The following is a 19,920-nucleotide window of genomic DNA, read 5'->3' as shown; positions in this document are numbered from 1 at the left end:
ATGGCTACACAGAACCCGATAGAGCAGGAAGGTACCTATCCGCTGCCTGAGGCCCAGGTGGACCGTTTCATGCTGAAAGTGGTTATTGACTATCCCACACTGGAGGAAGAGAAGAAGATTATCCGCGAGAATATTGCCGAGGGTCTGCCCAAGGTGACGCCTGTGACTACCTCAGACGAGATACTGAAGGCTCGTGAGGTGGTGCGCGAGGTGTATATTGACGAGAAGATTGAGCAGTATATTGCCGACATCGTCTTCGCAACACGTTTCCCTGACCGCTATGGTCTGAAGGACATGAAGGATATGATATCGTTTGGCGGTTCACCACGTGCTTCCATCAATCTGGCTAAGGCTTCGCGTGCTTACGCTTTCATCAAGCGTCGCGGCTATGTGGTGCCTGAGGATGTGCGTGCTGTGGCTCACGACGTGCTACGTCATCGTATTGGTCTGACCTATGAGGCAGAAGCTTCGAATGTGACCAGCGAGGAGATTGTTTCCAAGATTATCAACAAGGTAGAAGTACCCTAATACATTAAATATTAATCATTAAAGATTAAAGATGGAAACATCTGAAATCATCAAGAAGGTCAGGAAGATTGAGATTAAGACTCGCGGTCTTAGTTCCAATATCTTTGCAGGTCAGTATCACTCGGCCTTCAAGGGTAGGGGAATGGCGTTCTCTGAGGTGCGCGAATATCAGTATGGCGACGATGTGCGCGATATTGACTGGAACGTGACGGCACGCTTCAACAAACCCTATGTGAAGGTGTTTGAGGAAGAGCGTGAGTTGACGGTGATGCTACTCATCGACGTCAGCGGCTCACTGGACTTCGGTACACAGAAGCAGTTGAAGCGTGATATGGTCACTGAGATTGCTGCCACGCTGGCTTTTTCGGCTATTCAGAACAACGATAAGATTGGTGTGGTGTTCTTCTCTGACAAGATAGAAAAATATATCCCACCTAAAAAGGGACGAAAGCATATCCTTTACATCATCCGCGAGATGCTGGACTTTCATGCCGAGAGTCGACGTACAAATGTGGCACAGGCCATCGAGTTTCTCACGGGTGTCAGCAAGCGTCGTTGTACGGCCTTCCTGTTGAGTGACTTCTTCGACCGTCAGGAATTCTTGCAGCAACTCACCATTGCCAACAGGAAACATGATGTGGTGGCTATTCAGGTGTACGACAAACGTGCCTGTGAGTTGCCTAATGTGGGTCTGATGAAGGTTGTTGACAGCGAGACGGGCTATGAGCAGTATGTCGATACGGGCAGCAAGAAGCTGCGCGAGTCGTACAAACGCTACTGGCAGAAGCAACAGGCCGACCTGAAGGAGACCTTTACGAAAAGTAATGTAGACAGCGTCAGCATTGCCACAGATGAAGACTATGTGAAGTCGCTGATGGGATTGTTTAAACAACGTGGTTAGTAAATGAAAAGAAGAATCATCACATATCTGTTGTCATTTGTTGTTACGACCATCGCAGCACAGGTAAAAGTGGAGTCGAGCATCAGCGCTGTAGAGATGCTGGTGGGACAGCAAGTGCAACTGACTGTCTCTGCTACTGCCGATGAGAATGCCACAGTAGAATTCCCTAAAGAGGCTTACTTCCCGCAGGGAGTAGAGTTTCTGGGAGCTATCGACATACCTGATGAGGTGGTGGAAGGCGGTCAGGTGAAACATCAACGCGGATATGTACTCACGTCGTTCGAAGATACCCTTTACTACATCCGTCCGATGGTGATTAAGGTGAACGATCAGGAGTATAAGACCAACCAGTTGGCGCTGAAAGTACTGACGGTAGATGTGGACACCACTAACTATGAGGAGTATTTCGGTCCGAAGGATGTACAGGACAATCCCTTTGACTGGGAGCTGGACGACTGGGCCGAGCCTTTCTGGATGAGTGTCATCCTTTTGGTGTTCATGGCGTTGGGCTATTATCTCTATTTGCGTCTTCGTGATAACAAACCTGTTATCGCACGTATCCGTATTGTCAAGCGACTGTTGCCTCATCAGAAGGCAATGAAGGCTATTGAGGAGATCAAGGCCGAGCACATGGTGACGGCAGAAGACCCGAAGGAGTATTATACCCGTCTGACAGAGGCGCTGCGTAAATACATTGAAGAGCGATACGGCTTCAATGCTATGGAGATGACCAGTAGCGAAATTATCGACAAGCTGATGAGTAATGACGACCCACAGATGATGGACGAGTTGCGTCAACTGTTCCAGACTGCCGACCTGGTGAAGTTTGCCAAGTACTCTACGCTGATTAACGAGAACGATGCCAACCTGGTGAGTGCTGTGGACTTTATTAACAAGACTAAGATAGAGACGCCTGTCAACGAGCAGATGGTTAAACCGCAGCTTACTGCCGAAGAGCAACGTACAAAGAACAGCCGCATAGCATTGAAGGTGTCTATTGGAGTGGTCTGCTTTGTTTGCGTCGTGCTGTTTGGTTATATAGCATACTGCGTCTACGACTTAATTTAGGAACTGAAAGATGGAATTTGCTAATAGAGAATACTTTTTTCTACTCCTGCTCATCATACCTTATATATTATGGTATTTGATGTTCAGGAAGAAAAATGAGCCTACGATAAGGATGGCAGACACATTTGCCTTCCAATATGCATCGCGCAGTTGGAAGGTAATGCTGATGCCACTGCAACTCTTCTTGCGCATCGCGGCATTCACTTTGCTGGTGGTGGCGCTGGCACGTCCGCAGACTCATGACAATCTGCAGAACGAGAGCATCGAAGGTATTGACATCATGCTGGCGATGGACGTTTCTACGTCGATGTTGGCAGAAGACCTGCGCGATGACTCGCACAATATTCAGAACCGTATTGAAGCTGCCAAGAATGTTGCCGCAGAGTTTATTGCGGGACGTCCGAACGATAACATCGGACTGACCATTTTTGCTGGCGAGGCTTTTACCCAGTGTCCGATGACCATCGACCATGCATCGCTGCTGTCGCTACTTCAGAATGTGCGTACCGATATTGCGGCACGAGGACTGATTGAGGACGGTACTGCCATCGGTATGGGACTGGCCAATGCCGTAAGCCGACTGAAGGACTCGAAGGCTACTAGTCGTGTTGTCATCCTGCTAACTGACGGTAGCAACAACCGCGGAGACCTGTCGCCTATGACCTCTGCTGAAATAGCCAATAGTCTTGGCATCCGCGTCTATACCATTGGTGTAGGCAGTAACGGAACGGCACGCTATCCTTTGAGTGTAGGCGGTGGTGTGCAGTATGTCAACATTCCAGTTGAGATTGACACGAAGACCCTTACCGACATTGCCCGTACCACAAATGGTAAGTTCTATCGTGCCAAGAATGCAGACGAGTTGCGTCAGATATATAAGGAGATTGACAAGTTGGAGAAATCAAAGATTGAGGTACAGCGCTACAGTCGTCGCTATGAGGACTATCAGCGTTATGCCTTAGGAGCATTACTTGTGCTGATGCTTGAGATTCTTCTTAGAATAACTATATTTAGGAGGATTCCTTGAAAATAAAGTAAGAGATGTATAGATTTGAAAATCCGGAATATCTGTGGCTGTTGCTGGTGGTGCTGCTGTTAGGCATCATCCGCTTCGTCACATACTTTAATCAGAAGAAACGCCTGCGTAAGTTTGGCGACCCAGAGCTGCTACGTCAGCTGATGCCTGATGTCTCTCGTTGGCGTCCACTGGTGAAGTTCCTGCTACTGGAACTGGCATTGACCATGTTGATTATCATGGTGGCACGTCCACAGCAGGCAAATGGTGTGAGTCAGGACAAGCGTCAGGGTATTGAAGCTATCATTGCACTTGATGTCAGTAACTCTATGTTAGCCAAAGACGTATCGCCCAATCGACTGGATCGTGCAAAGATGATGGTAGAGAATCTGATAGAGGATTTTACCGATTCGAAGGTGGGACTGATTGTCTTTGCAGGTGACGCCTTTGTGCAGTTGCCTATCACCAGCGACTATGTGTCGGCAAAGATGTTCCTCAGCAGCATAGACCCTTCAATGATTGCCAATCAGGGTACTGATATCGCAGCAGCTATTAATATGGCATCGCACAGCTTCACACAACAGGAGCATGTGGGTAAGGCCATCATTGTGATTACCGACGGTGAAGACCACGAGGGTGGGGCGATGGAAGCTGCGAAAGATGCCCACGAACAGGGATTCAATATCTATATGCTGGGCATCGGTTCTACGAAGGGTGAACCTATACCTGACCCGCAGACTGGCAACTTCATGACAGATAATCAAGGTAATATGGTGATGTCGCGACTGAACGAACAGATGTGTCGTGAGATAGCACAGGCTGGTGGCGGTGCCTATATTCATGTAGATAACAGTTCGAGTGCACAGCGTCTGCTGGACGAGGAACTCGACAAACTGGAAAAGGGTGAAACCATCATCTATAGCGACTATGAGGAGTTGTTTCAGTATGCTGGCCTGATGGCTTTGATACTGTTGATTCTCGAGATATGTATCATGGATCGTAAGAATCCGTTACTGAAGAATATTAAACTATTCAAAAGATGAAGTTATCAAAACTGATATTGATATTGATTATAACATTTATAGGTACTGCTACGGTTTCTGCCGATAACCGACAGTCTCGCAAGCATATCCGTAAGGGTAATACCTTGTTCCGTTCTGATAAACGAAAGGAAGCACTTGTTGACTATGTCAAGGCGGTGCGTGCTGACACAACAAATGCTCGTGCCCTATATAACTTGTCAACATCGATGTTTCCTGCCGCCTGGAGAAATGTTCAGGAGAACCAGCGCGATACGATGATTAACTACTTTAAGGCTGCTGCCCAACAGGAGGCGAATCCCTACAGAAAGGCACAGGCCTATCATAACATGGGTGTGGTGCTGCAGGGAGCGCATGACTTTAAAAATGCCATCGAAGCCTATAAGGAAGCGCTTCGTAATAATCCGAATGATGACGAGACACGCTATAACCTGGTGCTCTGTCAGCGCCAGCTAAAGAATGATGGCAATGGTGGTCAGAGTCAGCAACAACAACAGCAGGACGAGCAAGATCAGCAACAACAGCAGCAGGAACAAGAACAACAACAGCAGCAACAGCAACAACAGGAGCCTCCGATGAGTAAAGAGAATGCTGAGCAGTTGTTGAATGCCGCTATGCAACAAGAGAAACAAACGCAACAGCGTATGCAAGAAGCCAAGCAACAACAGTCGAAACGTCGACGTATAGAGAAGAATTGGTAATGATGAAAGGTAAAAAGTATATAAATAAAGGATAAGAACAATGGTACTTAATAGTAATAATAAGGTAGAAAATAATAGATGGGTAAAATGGCTTTTACCTTTTTACCTTCTTGTATTCTTACCTTTATCGGCAATGGCGCAGACGCTGAAAGCCAATGCTCCGCAACAGGTGGCAGTTGGTCAGCAGTTTCGCTTGACATATACTGTTAACTCGCAGGATGTGTCTAATTTCCACATCGGTCAGATTCCCTCAGACGCCTTTGAGATTCTGATGGGACCAAGCACATCCACACAATCGAGCTTCTCTATGGTGAATGGCCGTACCACACAGTCGTCGAGCGTCACCTATACCTATATTCTCTCGGCATTGAAGAACGGTACGTTTACTATTCCTGCTGCCACTATCAATGTTGATGGCAGTCAGATATCATCGAATGCACTGAAGATACAGGTATCAGGAACGGCACAGGGTAATGGCGGACGAGCCCAGGGTGGCAGACCACAGCAGCAGGAAGAGTTGCGTTCTGCTGGCAGTACTATCAGCGGTTCCGACCTTTTTATTCAGGTCAGCGCCTCTAAGAAGAGAGTCTATGAACAGGAACCTGTATTGCTGACATATAAGGTATATACGTTAGTAGCCTTGACACAGCTGGAGGGAAAGATGCCCGACCTGAAAGGCTTCCATACACAGGAAATTCCATTGCCTCAGGAGAAAAGCTTTAAGATTGAGCAATTCAACGGTCGTAACTATAAGACTGTGACCTGGAGTCAGTATGTGATGTTTCCACAGATGTCGGGCAAGCTGCAGGTGCCTCCCATTACATTCAATGGTATCGTATTACAGCAGAACCGCAACGTAGATCCCTTCGAGGCGTTCTTCAATGGTGGTTCTGGTTATATCGAAGTAAAGAAGCAGATTCAGGCTCCTGGTGTTAATATCGAGGTTGACCCACTGCCAACTCGTCCTACGGGGTTCTCTGGCGGCGTTGGTAAGTTCTCTATGAAAACAGAGATTGACAAAACGGAGCTGAAAACCAACGACCCACTCACCATTCGCGTTACTATCACGGGTACTGGTAACATGAAGCTGATGAAAGCACCAGAGGTGAAGTTTACCAAAGATTTTGATGCCTATGATGTGAAGGTAACGGACAAGACCCGATTGACCACCAGTGGCTTGGAGGGTAGCATGATTTATGAGTATCTGGCAGTTCCCCGTCATCAGGGAAAATATCATGTACCTCCTGTAGAGTTTACTTATTTCGACACGAAAGAAAAACAGTATAAGACGTTGACGTCTGAAGCCTATGATTTAGCAGTTGCCAAGGGGGATGGCGATGAGACTACTGTTCAAAGCTATGGCGGCAGTCAGGAGGATATCCAGATGTTGGCTAATGATATCCGATATATTAAGTTAGGCAATGTCAACATGCAGTCGGAGGGCTCCCTGTTCTTCGCTTCTACGTTATACTGGATTGCCCTGGCTGTTCTGGTTCTTGTGTTCATACTGCTGTTTGTAGTATTTCGTCAGCGTGCGATTGAAAATGCTGACTTGGTGAAAACTCGTGGCAAGAAAGCGAATAAGGTGGCAGTAAAGCGTCTGAAGAAAGCTGCCAAGTTGATGAAAGACAACAAACCTGGTGAATTCTATGATGAGACTTTGCGTGCTTTGTGGGGTTATGTGGGTGACAAACTGAACATCCCTGTAGAGCAGTTATCACGCGATAATATCAGCGACCGCTTAACAGAGCGCAATGTCAATGCCGAGACAGTCAAACAGTTTATCGAAGCTATTGACGAGTGTGAGTTCGAACGATATGCCCCAGGCGATCCAAAGGGTAATATGAACAAGGTTTACCAAATGGCTATGACTGCTATTACTCAGATTGCTGGAACAATTAAATCAAAAAATTAAGAATGTAATAATTATGAAGCGATTGATAATCATTATTTCATTGTTTAATTTTTACATCGTGACGGCTATGGCCGTCACCAAGGCTGATGCTGACAGTTCTTATGTTAACGAGAACTATCAGCAGGCTATTAGTCAATATGAGGAACTGATAAAAGAAGGTGCTGCGAATGCCGATATTTTTTACAATCTGGGGAATGCCTATTATCGAATGGATGACATCACACATGCCGTATTGAATTACGAACGCGCACAGCTGTTGTCGCCTGGAGATGATGATATCCGTTTCAACCTGCAGTTGGCTCGTAGCAAGACAGTTGACAAGATTGTGCCACAGTCAGAGTTCTTCCTAGTTACATGGTATCTCTCTATAGTAAACCGACTGAGCATTGACGGATGGGCTTACGCCTCCTTAGGGTTCTTGGCATTGGCTATCATCCTGGCGTTGGTTTATCTGTTCTCCTCGCCAATATGGTTGAGAAAGGTAGGATTCTTCGGTTGTGGCATTATGGTCGTTTGTTTCGTTCTGGCTAATGTGTTTGCTTGGCAACAGAAACAGATAGTTGACAATCGAGATGGTGCTATCATCATTGAATCGGCAGTTCCTGTTAAGAGCACACCAGCACAGAATGGTACAGACCTCTTTATTCTTCACGAAGGTACAAAGGTGTCTGTGCTCGACAATTCCATTGGCGACTGGTGTGAGATTAGAGTGCCTGACGGCAAGCAAGGATGGGTGGAAGTAACACAAATAGAGATTATTTAACACAATAGTATGGACTGGTCTGCACTGATAGAATTTGACAAGCAACTGCTGTTGTGGTTCAATGGTAGCGACTCGCTGTTCCTCGACGGAATAGCAAAGACGCTTACAACGGCATCGACCTGGATACCAATGTATCTGGGGATGTTCTATTTAGTGTTGAAGAATAATGATAACTTTCAGCGTGTAATGTTGATTCTGGCGGCTGCAGGTCTTTGTGTGTTCTTTGCCGGCTCTCTGAACGACCTGTTTGTAAAACCAGAGGTAGCACGATGGCGTCCTGCTCGCGATACAGAAATTGCTATGATGGTTGACGTGGTGAACGGCTATCGCGGCGGCAATTATGGATTCTTCTCGTCGCATGCATCCAATACGTTCAGTTTAGCTATCTTCTTCTCGCTACTTGTCCGTAGTCGTGTGTTGACTACAGCTTTGATAATATGGTCTCTAATCAATTGCTGGACGCGTATGTATCTTGGAGTACACTATCCATTAGATATTATGTGCGGTCTCTTATGGGGGAGTCTTGTCGGTACTGGCATCTGGTTCCTGCATCAAAGCATCAGAAAGCGCATGGGTAACACGCTTGGATTTATTTCTTCACAATATACAACAACAGGCTATCAACTGTCTGACGTTAATGTTGTCATCAGCATCATGGTATTAACGCTGCTCTATTCCATCTTCAAGTCCTGTTTCATGATACTATTTTAACTTAACATGGATACAAAACACATACATATCAGTGATTATAACTATAATCTTCCAGACGAACGTATAGCTAAGTTTCCGCTTGCACAGCGTGACCAATCAAAGCTGCTAGTATATAATCAAGGTGAGGTAAGTGAGGATACATTCTGTAATTTACCAGACCATTTGCCATCGGGAGCATTGATGGTCTTCAATAATACCAAGGTTATTCAGGCTAGACTGCACTTTCGTAAGGAAACAGGTGCACTAATCGAAGTGTTCCTGTTAGAACCAGCAGAGCCTTCAGACTATGAACTGATGTTCCAGAGTCGCAGTCATTGCTCATGGTATTGTCTAGTGGGTAATCTCAAGAAATGGAAAGAGGGGAAACTGACAAGAACATGGACTATTGGTAATGAGAAACTGACATTTACTGCAGTACGCGGGCCGCTTCACGGCACAAGTCATCGTATTGATTTTGAATGGGACAACCCTCAGATTTCATTTGCAGAGATTCTTGATTCAATGGGTGAACTACCTATTCCACCATATTTGAATCGCGAGACACAAGAAAGTGATAAGACTACTTATCAGACCGTTTATTCTAAGATAAAAGGCAGCGTAGCAGCCCCTACGGCAGGTCTTCATTTCACGCCTCAGGTTCTTAGCGCAATCGATGATCATGGTATTGATCGAGAAGAGTTGACACTTCATGTGGGTGCCGGTACCTTCAAACCCGTGAAGAGCGAAGAGATAGAGGGACACGAGATGCACACAGAATATGTCAGTGTGCGCCGTCAGACATTAGAAAAACTGCTTGCTCACGATTGTCAAGCCATTGCTGTTGGTACTACTAGCGTACGTACCCTTGAAAGTCTTTATTTCATGGGATGCAAAGTGCTAAAGAATCCTGATGTTATGGAAGGTGATCTTCACGTGAACCAATGGGAACCGTATGAAGATGAGGGAGGTGATGCGGCTGATGTAAAAAGTGCCATCCAAGCTTTGATTGACTGGTTGGACCGTAATCACCTTTCTGTATTACATTCAAGTACTCAGATTATTATAGCTCCTGGTTATGACTATAAAATTGTGAAGATGCTCGTTACGAATTTCCATCAGCCGCAATCCACTTTGTTGCTGTTGGTCAGTGCCTTCGTTCGTGGCGACTGGCATAAGATATACGACTACGCCATAGCTCATGATTTCCGATTCCTGAGCTATGGCGATAGTTCGTTGTTGATTCCTTAAGGATTATTGTATTTCCCAACCTACGGCAGAGGCACCTAACACAGCTGCTGAAGCACCGTCGAGTCCGCTGATTAGGAATTTTGCCTTGCCCTTGAATATTTTCAATACATGGGCATCGTAAGCCTCACGGATGGGATTCATAATCAAATCGCCGGCTTTCACCATACCACCGAAGAAGATAAATGCCTCGGGTGATGAGAATGCTGCGAAGTCGGCACAGGCTTCACCCAGCATCTTGCCAGTAAACTCATATATCTCTTTGGCCAACTCGTCGCCTTTTCCAGCAGCGATACTCACATCAAGTGAGGTGATTTCTTCTGGATTCAGGTCGCGCAGAAGTGAAGGACGATCGGTGGTTGCCAATAACTCGCGAGCTGTACGTGCCACTCCAGTGGCCGAGCAATATGCCTCTAGACAACCTGTGCGCCCACATCCGCAGAGTCTTCCTTTCTCTCCACGAACCATTGTCACATGCCCTAGTTCGCCTGCGAAGCCATCACTACCGTAGAGCAGTTGTCCGTTGACAACGATGCCAGAGCCTACACCTGTTCCCAAGGTGATAACGATGAAGTTCTTCATGCCGCGAGCTACACCATATACCATCTCACCAATGGCAGCAGCGTTTGCATCATTAGTCATGGCCACAGGGATACCACCTAATCTATCACTGAACATCTTAGCCAGAGGCACTACACCATTGTGTGCCCAAGGTAGATTGGGTGCATATTCTATGGTGCCTGTGTAATAGTTTGCATTTGGTGCACCAATACCCATCGCCTTGATGGTCTCTAAGCCACCCACCTGTTCAATGATAGGCTGCAAAGCTGTGACACATGCATCTACATAATCTTCTGCATTGGTATATCCACCGGTCTTAATGGCTGTCGTAGCTTTAATATCGCCACGCGAGTCAACAATACCGAAAACAGAGTTTGTTCCTCCAAGATCTAAGCCAATAACATATGGCTTCATTGTTGCTTGATCATTCATATTCATAGCAATGTGGTCTTTTGTGTTAATAATTTTATCTTGTTTGCTGCAAAGTTACAACATTATCGGTAAAACTAAAACGGTTTAACTCCTTTTAACTCGTATTAAGTCCAATAACTCCCTAAAAAAGCGTACCTTTGCACTCGATATGTTCGTTGTTAACACTATTCCGAATATACTGGACATCGTATTCAAGGGTCTACTCATTGGTATTATTGCTTCTGCACCGATGGGACCTGTTGGCGTGCTTTGTGTACAGCGCACCCTGAACAAAGGCCGATGGTATGGTTTTATCACTGGTTGTGGTGCTGCTTTGAGTGATATTATCTATGCGGGCATCACGGGTCTTGGTATGGGTCTCGTGATAGATTTTGTGAGCAACGACACCAATCGTTTCTATTTGCAAATAGTAGGTAGTCTGCTGTTGCTGGCTTTTGGTTTGTACACCTATCGTACGGACCCAACGAAGAAAATGCGTAAACCTGGGCAGAACAAGGGTACGCTGACGCATAATGGTATTACGGCTTTCCTTGTTACGCTAAGCAATCCCCTCATTATTTTCCTCTTTATGGCACTCTATGCCCAGTTTGCCTTTGGTCTTCAGCCAGACAAACCTATTGAAATGGTGATAGGTTTTGTCAGTATTGTGGCTGGCGCACTGTTATGGTGGTGGGGGCTTACATGGTTAGTTGATAAGGTTCGCACAAAATTTGATACAAACGGCATTAAGATTATAAATCAGATTATTGGCATGCTGGTTATTCTCGGTAGTGTGATTATTCTGTTGTCTACCCTCACCAGCCTACATCTTTATAATATTTTCTAGCAACTTTTAGTTATGTTTATAGCACAGGAATTACGTAAGAATAACATTGCGGAATACCTGCTCTATATGTGGCAGGTAGAGGACACCATACGCGCCTTCGGCTGTTCCCTGTCGCGTATCAGACGTGAGTATATTGATCATTTTGATTATTCTGAGGAACAAAAGGAGGAAGAGGTCGACTGGTTTGGTAACCTTATCAAGATGATGAACGAGGAAGGTTGTCGTGAGCAAGGTCATCTGCAGATTAACAAAGTTACGCTGCAGATGCTGTCGGAACTGCATCATCAGTTACTCAGCTCACCTAAATATCCGTTCTATAATGCGGAATACTATAAGGTTCTGCCTTTCATCGTCGAGCTACGTAATCGTGGCGCCAATAAGGAAGAGGGTGAGGTAGAGACATGCATGAATCTGCTTTATGGTGTCATGATGCTTCGCTTACAGAAGAAAGAGATTACTCCTAATACTGCACATGCCGTTAAAGAGGTGTCAACCTTCATAGGTATGTTAAGTGATTATTATAAGAAAGACAAAGAAGAACCTCTGGAGTTTTAAGATATGAATATATTGATAACAGGCTGTAATGGTCAGCTGGGAAATGAGATGCAACTGCTGGAGAAAGTGAATCCCCAGCACACATATTATAATACGGATGTGGCAGAACTGGATATAACAAACAGCGAGGCTATAGAGCGTTTTGTAATGGAACATAGCATTGACGGTATCGTGAACTGCGCTGCATATACGGCTGTTGACAAGGCCGAGGATAATGTGGATTTATGCCAAATGCTCAATGCTGTCGCACCAGGTTTCTTGGCATCAGCTATTGAAAAGCGTGGTGGCTGGATGATCCAGATTTCTACCGACTATGTGTTTGATGGTACTAACCATAAGCCTTATGTGGAAACAGATATAGTATGCCCAAATAGTGTGTATGGACGTACAAAGTTGGCAGGTGAACAGGCTGTGATGGCAAATTGTAAGAATGCAATGATAATCCGCACAGCATGGCTTTATAGTACCTTTGGCAATAACTTCGTGAAAACGATGATTCGTTTAGGCCACGAGAAATCTGAATTGGGTGTGATTTTTGACCAGATTGGCACACCGACCTATGCTCGCGATTTGGCTATGGCTATCTTTACAGCTTTGAATCAAGGCGTCATATCTGGTATATACCATTTTTCCAACGAGGGCGTTATCTCGTGGTATGACTTTACCAAAGCTATCCATCGTTTGGCAGGTATCTCTACCTGTCATGTACGTCCGTTACACACTTCGGAGTATCCTACACCAGCCGCTCGTCCGCACTATAGCGTGCTCGACAAGACCAAAATAAAACATACATATCATATTGAGATTCCTTACTGGGAAGATAGCCTTAAAGAATGTATTGAGAAATTATGAATCAAGAGATAGATAGAAGAAGAACATTTGCGATTATTTCGCACCCTGATGCCGGTAAGACCACTCTGACCGAGAAGTTTCTGCTGTTTGGCGGACAGATCCAAGTGGCTGGCGCAGTGAAAAACAATAAGATTAAGAAGACCGCCACGAGTGACTGGATGGAAATCGAGAAGCAGCGTGGTATCTCAGTGTCGACCTCTGTGATGGAGTTTGACTATACGCCTGATGGAAAAGACATTGAATATAAGGTCAACATACTTGATACCCCAGGTCACCAGGACTTCGCCGAGGATACTTTCCGTACACTTACTGCCGTTGACTCCGCCATTATCGTAGTCGATGGCGCCAAAGGTGTTGAGACCCAGACACGCAAGCTGATGAACGTGTGCCGCATGCGAAAAACGCCTGTCATCATCTTCATCAACAAGATGGATCGTGAGGGCCGTGACCCCTTTGATCTGCTCGATGAACTGGAACAGGAGTTAGAAATCAAGGTACGTCCCTTGTCGTGGCCCATCAATCAGGGTGCCAAGTTCAAGGGTGTGTATAACATCTATGAACAGAAACTTGACCTGTTTACACCTGATAAACAGCGTGTTACGGAAAAGGTAGAAGTGGAAATCGATAGCGAAGAGCTTGATAAACGTGTAGGCGACACTGATGCCAACAAACTGCGTGAAGATTTAGAACTTGTTGATGGCGTCTATCCTGAGTTCGACGTAGAGACCTATCGCTCTGCCGAAGTGGCTCCTGTGTTCTTTGGCTCAGCATTGAATAATTTCGGTGTCCAGGAACTGTTGAACTGCTTTGTAGAGATAGCCCCTAGTCCTCGTCCCACCAAGGCAGAGGAGCGGGAGGTTAAGCCTGAAGAGTCAAAGTTTACTGGATTTATCTTTAAGATTACTGCTAATATTGACCCCAACCATCGCTCTTGTATAGCTTTCTGTAAAGTGTGCAGTGGAAAGTTCCAGCGTAATCAGCCCTATCTGCATGTGCGTCAGGGCAAGACCATGCGCTTTACTTCTCCCACACAATTTATGGCACAGCGTAAGAGTACAATTGACGAGGCTTGGCCAGGAGATATTGTAGGCTTGCCTGATACTGGTGGCATTTTCAAGATTGGTGATACTATTACTGAAGGTGAACAGTTGCATTTCCGCGGATTGCCTTCATTCTCGCCAGAATTATTTAAGTATATTGAGAACGACGATCCTATGAAAGCTAAACAGCTTCAAAAAGGTATCGATCAATTGATGGACGAGGGTGTGGCCCAGCTCTTTGTTAACCAGTTTAACAATCGCAAGATTATAGGTACTGTGGGCCAACTGCAGTTTGAGGTTATTCAATATCGTCTGGAAAACGAATATAATGCAAAGTGCCGCTGGGAGCCCGTACATCTTTATAAAGCCTGCTGGATATCGAGCGACAATCCTGCTGAGCTCGAGGCTTTTAAGAAACGTAAGTACCAGTATATGGCGAAAGACAAAGAGGGTAGGGATGTGTTCCTGGCCGACTCTGGTTATGTGCTCCAGATGGCCCAGCAAGACTTCGAACATATCCAGTTTCATTTTACCAGTGAGTTTTAAGTATTAATATAAATAGATATGAGAAAAATATTTATTATCAGCATATTACTTTTAACGACTTCTTTGGTTTCCTTCGCTATTCCTGCTAAACCTGGACAATGGACTACCGTCACTTTAGCCGACGGTACAAGTGTAAGGGTTCAGGCCGTTGGCGATGAACACGGACACTTCTTCCAGGCTGCTGACGGCACAGCCTATCGGATGATTGGCGATGGCAGCTTTGTAAGAGCAGACCAGAGTGAGCTGCTGTCAATGGCTCGATTCCGTAAGGCACAGTCCAATGCTCGTCGTGCTTCCCGTCTGACTCAGAAAGCTCCAAACCGTGTTGGTGAATTCAATACGCTGATAGGCGAGTTCAAAGGACTTATTATCTTGGTGGATTATACGGATGTGAAGTTCAAACCTATCAACACGATAGAGAAGTTCACTGACATCATGAATATGGATAACTACGTTAGTGATGAAGGTTTTGTGGGTAGCGTGAAAGATTATTTCATTGACCAAAGCGATAGTCTATTCACCCTGACATTCGATGTCGTGGGACCCGTTCAACTGGCACACAACATGAAATATTATGGTGAGAACGATTCCTACGGCTATGATAAGCGTCCTGCTGAAATGGTTGTCGAGGGCTGTAAAGCTGTTGACAGTCTGATTAACTTTGCCAACTACGATTGGGATGGCGACGGTGAGGTAGATCAGGTTTATGTCATCTATGCCGGCTATGGCGAAGCAGACAACGCATCAACTAAGAAAAATACTGTTTGGCCTCATGAGTGGTCTCTGTCGGCTGCTGTGGGGCATTCTCTCCACCTCGACGGCGTTACGATTGATACCTATGCTTGTGGCAGCGAGCTGTCTGCCAGCGGTATTATCGATGGCATCGGTACCATCTGTCATGAGTTCTCCCACTGTCTGGGATACCCTGACACCTACGACACCTCAGGTGGTGGCCAGTTTGGCTTGGGGACGTGGGATGTTATGTGCAACGGCTCCTATAATGGCAATGGATTCTGTCCGCCCAACTATACAGCTTACGAGAAGATGGTGGTGGGCTGGATTTCGCCAATAGAGCTCACTACCGACACCCTTATCAACAACCTTCTTCCAACATCAAAGGGCGGTAAAGCCTATAAGTTGGTCAACAGTGGCCATAGCGATGAGTATTTTCTTATCGAGAGTCGCCAGCAAGACGGGTGGGACAAGAGTACGCCTGGCAAGGGGCTCATGATATCCTATGTAGATTACGATGAGGACTTATGGTACATGAATTTCGAGAATTCGTTAGGAAACTATGCCGAAGTCAATGGCTATGAGCCTGGTGACCAATACTATGATTACTATAACAGCATCAACAATGATCACCAGCGTCTGACCTTCTTCCGTGCTAACAACAAGGGCAACTCCTATTCTTCGGCAACAGACCTCTATCCCTATCGCAATAACAACAGTCTGACACCCAAGTCGAAGCCAGCCTCCAAGTTGTATCACGAAAATGCTTTAGGCACCATGTTTATGGATTTGTCAATCGTTGGCATCACACAAAATGATGATGGCACCATGTCTTTCCGAACCCTTGCAGAACAGGAAATAAAAGATGCCATCATCACTCAAAATATACAGCCTACTACCGCTACTGGTATTTACACACTTGACGGTCGTTATATAGGCACCGACCTCAATGTACTAAAACATGGTATGTATGTGGTCAATGGACGTAAGATTGTGAAATAATCAATCACTGATACGTTCAACAATGAAGTCACAGGCTGAGAACCAATTACTGCCCTCACCGTAATTTTGGACGATGTCGCGATCGACGGTGACACCATAGGTGAGACTGTCGTTCGTGATGTCATTGGGTACGGTGATGTCGTCGAGGTAGATGCGGTTCCAGCCGTAACCCTGTCCGCCGTGGGCCGTAGCCTTATTGATATCGAGTGACAGGACACCCTCGTGGGCGTTGGCCATGCGTGAGAAACGGCTGAGGGCAGAGAACCACACATTGCCACCTCTATCGCCATCGGCAGGAATCTCTTTCTTAACGGTCTTGTCGTTAGCCTTGGCGTAGATAATCATGCCGGAGTGACCACTCATAGTCTTGTCTGCACGTACCACAGCCGATACACGATAACGACCGGGACGCAGATTGTCGAGGGTGTTCTCGAAGCGGACACCACCGCTGTAGTCCTCGCTGTTCATGTGGATATAACCCGTTTGTTCATCAGCGCTATAGTGCTCGCCACGGCCTGTGAACATATCCAAATGCTTGTATTCCACAGGCTCATGGGTGAGTTTCCAATGGTTGCGGTTGAGATATTCCTGGTCGTTGATGCTCAGACTGTCATTCTCCTCGGTCTTGTTGCGCATCACTTCAATCATCATCTGGGCACCTTTGACCTGCTTCTTCAGGTCGTCAGGCATATTCTTGGCAAGCTCCTTAGTCATATCCAACAGCTCCTCAGCATGACGCCATGAGAGTTGGAAGGGATAGCTTTCTACCTCTTTGTTGAGTGTGTGACAGATGGCTTTCTGCTCAGTGGTAGTGGCTGCACTGCCCATCTCCGTCATGAGCGCCACCTTGGCGTGAAGGGCCTCATAGCTGGTCTTGAGGTTAAACGTCCGAGGGGCTTCATAGAGCTGCTGAGCCATCGTGATGTAATTGTACTGGAACCTCTCGGCCAGCGTGTCGGTGTCGAGCGCCTTGGCGCGTTCTGGCTCTTTTTTGCGAATGTCGAACAGCATGTTCTGCGCTACGCTGAGGGCCGTGTTGCTGCGGTCGAGATACTCATCGTCATCGTAGGACTTAATCTGCGGTATTGAATTGAGTTTGGGACAATGGAACTCATACATGAGGCCAGTTGTCGCATAGTACTTGTGCTTATTGTCGATGGGATTATCCTCATCATAGCTATACCACGTGAGCAGATAGGTGGATCGGAATCCGTCGTCGTCCTTGAAACCAATGATTCGTACGTTAATCGTAGGGTGAAGAGAAAGCGGGAATGTCTCGCCACTTTCGCCATAAGCTATTCTAACGCCAGGGAAGACGGCCTGTTCGTCGCCAGCCACATAACTGTAATAGCTGGAGGCAAAGGGTGACTGTTTGTCGAACTCATCAAGAATGTGACGTATGGGTAGGGTAGGGTCTTTTGGAATATAGCGGAACTCAAAACGGTAGCCATCGAGATAGAGCGGCCCAACATTTGCCCTGTTTTTTGCAAGCTTCACCGCATGGATTTTGTTCTTAGGAACAAGACCGGCGCCATCGAGAGCCGTAAAGATGATGTTGGCGCTATCCTGGTTGGTGGGGATCCATTTCGACGAGATGCTTTTGGGAAACTTCTTATCGAGCGTTTCGACAAAGACTGTACGCATGGCCTGTGCATGCTTGTTCTGCTGAGCGTGGACAAATAGCGTGCTGAATGGCATCAGCAGGAATGATATGATAAATAATTGACGTTTCATATTGTTATTTTTTTTATTCAATTTTTCAATTTTTCAATTCTTCAATTCTTCAATCCTTCAATTCTTTAGAATGCAACATAATTCAAAGTGCTGTCGTTCTGTATTTCGTTCATGGCTTGCTCGACCTGTTTGCCAACGATGCGATTAACCATTTGTTGCAGGCGGACATCGGCAGCGATGAGTCGTTCAACCTGATCGGCACTGACACTGTCATCCAGACCATCCATCTCGGCCTCCAAACGGGCGATGCAGTCGGCAAGACTCTCGGCTTCGGTGGCTTTAGGCACTTCTTGAGCAACGACCTTAGGCTGATGATTCTGACGTTTGGCAGTCGTGGGCTGAACGGCAGGTTTTGCAGGTTCGTCCTGGGCCACAATCGGTTGCTCTGTGACAGTATTGGGACTGATGACTTCTGGCTTTGTCTGAACATTCGGGGTAGGGGCCTCCGTGTTCTGTGCCGATAGGGGAGTATGCTCTGAGCTTTGACTGAAGTGGAATACTACCAGCAGGGCAAAGCAGGCGGCAATACCAGCCACAAGCCATCGCAGAGCCACTATCTTAGGCTTCTCCCTGACAGCCTTAGGCTGCTGTGGCAGCTTGTCGCTATCAGCTTTTTGGAGGTTGGAAGAGGTGTCGGAATCGGCGTCGATGTCGACCTTGCCGTCATCGAAGAGTGCGAACATCTCCTTAAACTCCAACCATTCGTCGTCTACCTCGTTGGTGCGGAAATACTGTGCCAGCGTCTGTTCTTCGGCCACGTTGGTTTCACCGTCCATGAACTTGCTGAGCAACTGTGCTATTTGCTGTTTATCAATCATTTCTTTCATTGTTGGTTCCTCCTTTTTAGTTTGTTTAGTAATTCGTTACGGGCTCTAGAAAGCAGTGTGGATACTGATGTTTGTTGGATGCCAAGTATCTCGGCTATCTCGCTGAGCTCGCGATGCTCCAGCTGTCGCATCCTCAACACGATGCCCGATGTAGATGGCAACGCGTCAATCTGTTTGTAGAGCCAGCGTTCTAATTCTGCATATTCCAGGCGGTCGTGCAATGTATCTTCATCAACAAGGGGCAACGTATAGCCAATATCAGCATGATGACGGGCTGTGCGCCATTTGTCGATGCATACGCATTTAGTGGTGATGGCAACTGAGGCTTTCAGGTGTGCAGCGTCACTGATCTGCTCGTGAAGGCTCCACAAACGGAGCATCACGTCTTGCGCGATGTCTTCAGCATCGTCCTGAGCAAATCCGAATCGCTCAGCTATTGATACGGCTTTTGTCCGTATCTCGTTTGCCATATATGTGAACTCGTTTTGTTTCATTTCAATTATATAACGTAGAAGAATTCATATATTAAACAAGAAATCTATTATTTTTATTTTTTTAATAATTTCCAAATAGAAAATCATACATATTATAGGTTTTAGAATCGGTATTATGATAAATAATAATATAATAAAGAAATAACACTAGTGTCCACTAAAAATCAGCGGAGATGTTTGTAAGTTATTTAAATATAGGGTTTTAGAGCGAAAAATTGACGGTGACGATTTGAATTGACTATCATAGTTTTTTTATACTTTTGTCGTGAATTTCACATACTTTACCCAAGGTCTACCCAAGGTCTACCCAAGTTGTACCCAAGGTCTACCCAAGTTGTACCCAAGTTCTACCCAAGGTGTACCCAAGGTGTACCCAAGGTGTACCCAAGGTGTACCCATGTAGTTCGCTGATTTTGGTTGTCAGTTTTCTGTCTTTCGACTAGATCAAGTTGA

19 protein-coding genes are annotated in these 19,920 nt (G+C 46.0%); 15 read left to right on the top strand and 4 right to left on the bottom strand.

The window, feature by feature from the left end; genetic code table 11:
* From Q0R57_RS13465 to Q0R57_RS13420, 10 genes are all read left to right on the top strand, one after another.
* On the top strand, nt 1-528 hold a 528-nt coding region (locus tag Q0R57_RS13465), incomplete at its 5' end, for a MoxR family ATPase (RefSeq protein WP_294748763.1).
* Between the two features lie 31 nt (nt 529-559).
* Nucleotides 560-1,429 carry a DUF58 domain-containing protein gene (locus Q0R57_RS13460; RefSeq protein ID WP_294748760.1) on the top strand — a complete coding sequence of 290 codons (870 nt, stop codon included), beginning with the start codon at nt 560-562 and terminating at the stop codon, nt 1,427-1,429.
* A gap of 3 nt (nt 1,430-1,432) precedes the next feature.
* A complete protein-coding gene (locus Q0R57_RS13455; RefSeq protein ID WP_294748757.1) occupies nt 1,433-2,497 on the top strand; it encodes a hypothetical protein in 1,065 nt (354 codons plus the stop codon).
* Nucleotides 2,498-2,507: 10 nt separating this feature from the next.
* Nucleotides 2,508-3,524: a VWA domain-containing protein gene (locus Q0R57_RS13450; RefSeq protein ID WP_294748755.1), complete on the top strand. Its 1,017-nt coding sequence runs from the start codon at nt 2,508-2,510 to the stop codon at nt 3,522-3,524.
* 14 nt (nt 3,525-3,538) lie between these two features.
* On the top strand, nt 3,539-4,555 hold the full coding sequence (locus tag Q0R57_RS13445) for a VWA domain-containing protein (RefSeq protein WP_294748752.1): 1,017 nt from the start codon (nt 3,539-3,541) through the stop codon (nt 4,553-4,555).
* On the top strand, nt 4,552-5,253 hold the full coding sequence (locus Q0R57_RS13440; RefSeq protein WP_294748747.1) for a tetratricopeptide repeat protein: 702 nt from the start codon (nt 4,552-4,554) through the stop codon (nt 5,251-5,253). The genes Q0R57_RS13445 and Q0R57_RS13440 overlap by 4 nt, the downstream gene beginning before the upstream one ends.
* Nucleotides 5,254-5,386: 133 nt before the next feature.
* Nucleotides 5,387-7,168 carry a BatD family protein gene (locus Q0R57_RS13435; protein WP_294748741.1) on the top strand — a complete coding sequence of 594 codons (1,782 nt, stop codon included), beginning with the start codon at nt 5,387-5,389 and terminating at the stop codon, nt 7,166-7,168.
* A 13-nt stretch (nt 7,169-7,181) separates the two neighbouring features.
* On the top strand, nt 7,182-7,931 hold the full coding sequence (locus Q0R57_RS13430) for a tetratricopeptide repeat protein (protein WP_294748738.1): 750 nt from the start codon (nt 7,182-7,184) through the stop codon (nt 7,929-7,931).
* Nucleotides 7,932-7,940: 9 nt separating this feature from the next.
* Entirely contained in the window at nt 7,941-8,642 is a 702-nt protein-coding gene (locus Q0R57_RS13425; RefSeq protein ID WP_294748735.1) for a phosphatase PAP2 family protein, read from the top strand.
* Between the two features lie 6 nt (nt 8,643-8,648).
* Nucleotides 8,649-9,869 carry an S-adenosylmethionine:tRNA ribosyltransferase-isomerase gene (locus Q0R57_RS13420; RefSeq protein ID WP_294748731.1) on the top strand — a complete coding sequence of 407 codons (1,221 nt, stop codon included), beginning with the start codon at nt 8,649-8,651 and terminating at the stop codon, nt 9,867-9,869.
* 3 nt (nt 9,870-9,872) lie between these two features.
* Here Q0R57_RS13420 and Q0R57_RS13415 read toward each other — a convergent pair whose 3' ends face one another.
* Nucleotides 9,873-10,859: an ROK family protein gene (locus tag Q0R57_RS13415; protein ID WP_294748728.1), complete on the bottom strand. Its 987-nt coding sequence runs from the start codon at nt 10,857-10,859 to the stop codon at nt 9,873-9,875.
* Between the two features lie 148 nt (nt 10,860-11,007).
* Here Q0R57_RS13415 and Q0R57_RS13410 point away from each other — a divergent pair, with 148 nt between their 5' ends.
* The 5 genes from Q0R57_RS13410 to Q0R57_RS13390 are packed head-to-tail and all read left to right on the top strand — an operon-like array spanning nt 11,008 to nt 16,412.
* Nucleotides 11,008-11,685 carry a LysE family transporter gene (locus Q0R57_RS13410; protein ID WP_294748725.1) on the top strand — a complete coding sequence of 226 codons (678 nt, stop codon included), beginning with the start codon at nt 11,008-11,010 and terminating at the stop codon, nt 11,683-11,685.
* Nucleotides 11,686-11,697: 12 nt separating this feature from the next.
* A complete protein-coding gene (locus Q0R57_RS13405; protein WP_294748722.1) occupies nt 11,698-12,240 on the top strand; it encodes a DUF4924 family protein in 543 nt (180 codons plus the stop codon).
* A gap of 3 nt (nt 12,241-12,243) precedes the next feature.
* A complete protein-coding gene (gene rfbD, locus Q0R57_RS13400) occupies nt 12,244-13,092 on the top strand; it encodes a dTDP-4-dehydrorhamnose reductase (protein ID WP_294748719.1) in 849 nt (282 codons plus the stop codon).
* Nucleotides 13,089-14,678, top strand: a complete 1,590-nt coding sequence (locus Q0R57_RS13395) for a peptide chain release factor 3 (RefSeq protein WP_294748716.1) — start codon at nt 13,089-13,091, stop codon at nt 14,676-14,678. The genes rfbD and Q0R57_RS13395 overlap by 4 nt, the downstream gene beginning before the upstream one ends.
* An 18-nt stretch (nt 14,679-14,696) precedes the next feature.
* Nucleotides 14,697-16,412: a M6 family metalloprotease domain-containing protein gene (locus tag Q0R57_RS13390; protein WP_294748713.1), complete on the top strand. Its 1,716-nt coding sequence runs from the start codon at nt 14,697-14,699 to the stop codon at nt 16,410-16,412.
* Here the strand turns inward: Q0R57_RS13390 and Q0R57_RS13385 are convergent, their stop codons facing one another.
* The 3 genes from Q0R57_RS13385 to Q0R57_RS13375 form a co-directional block, all read right to left on the bottom strand.
* A complete protein-coding gene (locus Q0R57_RS13385) occupies nt 16,413-18,146 on the bottom strand; it encodes a hypothetical protein (protein ID WP_294748710.1) in 1,734 nt (577 codons plus the stop codon).
* 65 nt (nt 18,147-18,211) lie between these two features.
* Nucleotides 18,212-18,973, bottom strand: a complete 762-nt coding sequence (locus Q0R57_RS13380) for a hypothetical protein (protein WP_294748708.1) — start codon at nt 18,971-18,973, stop codon at nt 18,212-18,214.
* Nucleotides 18,970-19,443 carry an RNA polymerase sigma factor gene (locus Q0R57_RS13375; protein WP_294748704.1) on the bottom strand — a complete coding sequence of 158 codons (474 nt, stop codon included), beginning with the start codon at nt 19,441-19,443 and terminating at the stop codon, nt 18,970-18,972. Before Q0R57_RS13375 ends, Q0R57_RS13380 begins: the two co-directional genes overlap by 4 nt.
* Between the last annotated feature and the right edge of the window lie 477 nt (nt 19,444-19,920).

The sequence above is a fragment of the uncultured Prevotella sp. genome (genome assembly GCF_946407605.1).
GTDB lineage: Bacteria > Bacteroidota > Bacteroidia > Bacteroidales > Bacteroidaceae > Prevotella.
The sequence above is the reverse complement of the archived record's forward strand: the minus strand, read 5'-3'. Positions and strand labels throughout refer to the sequence as shown.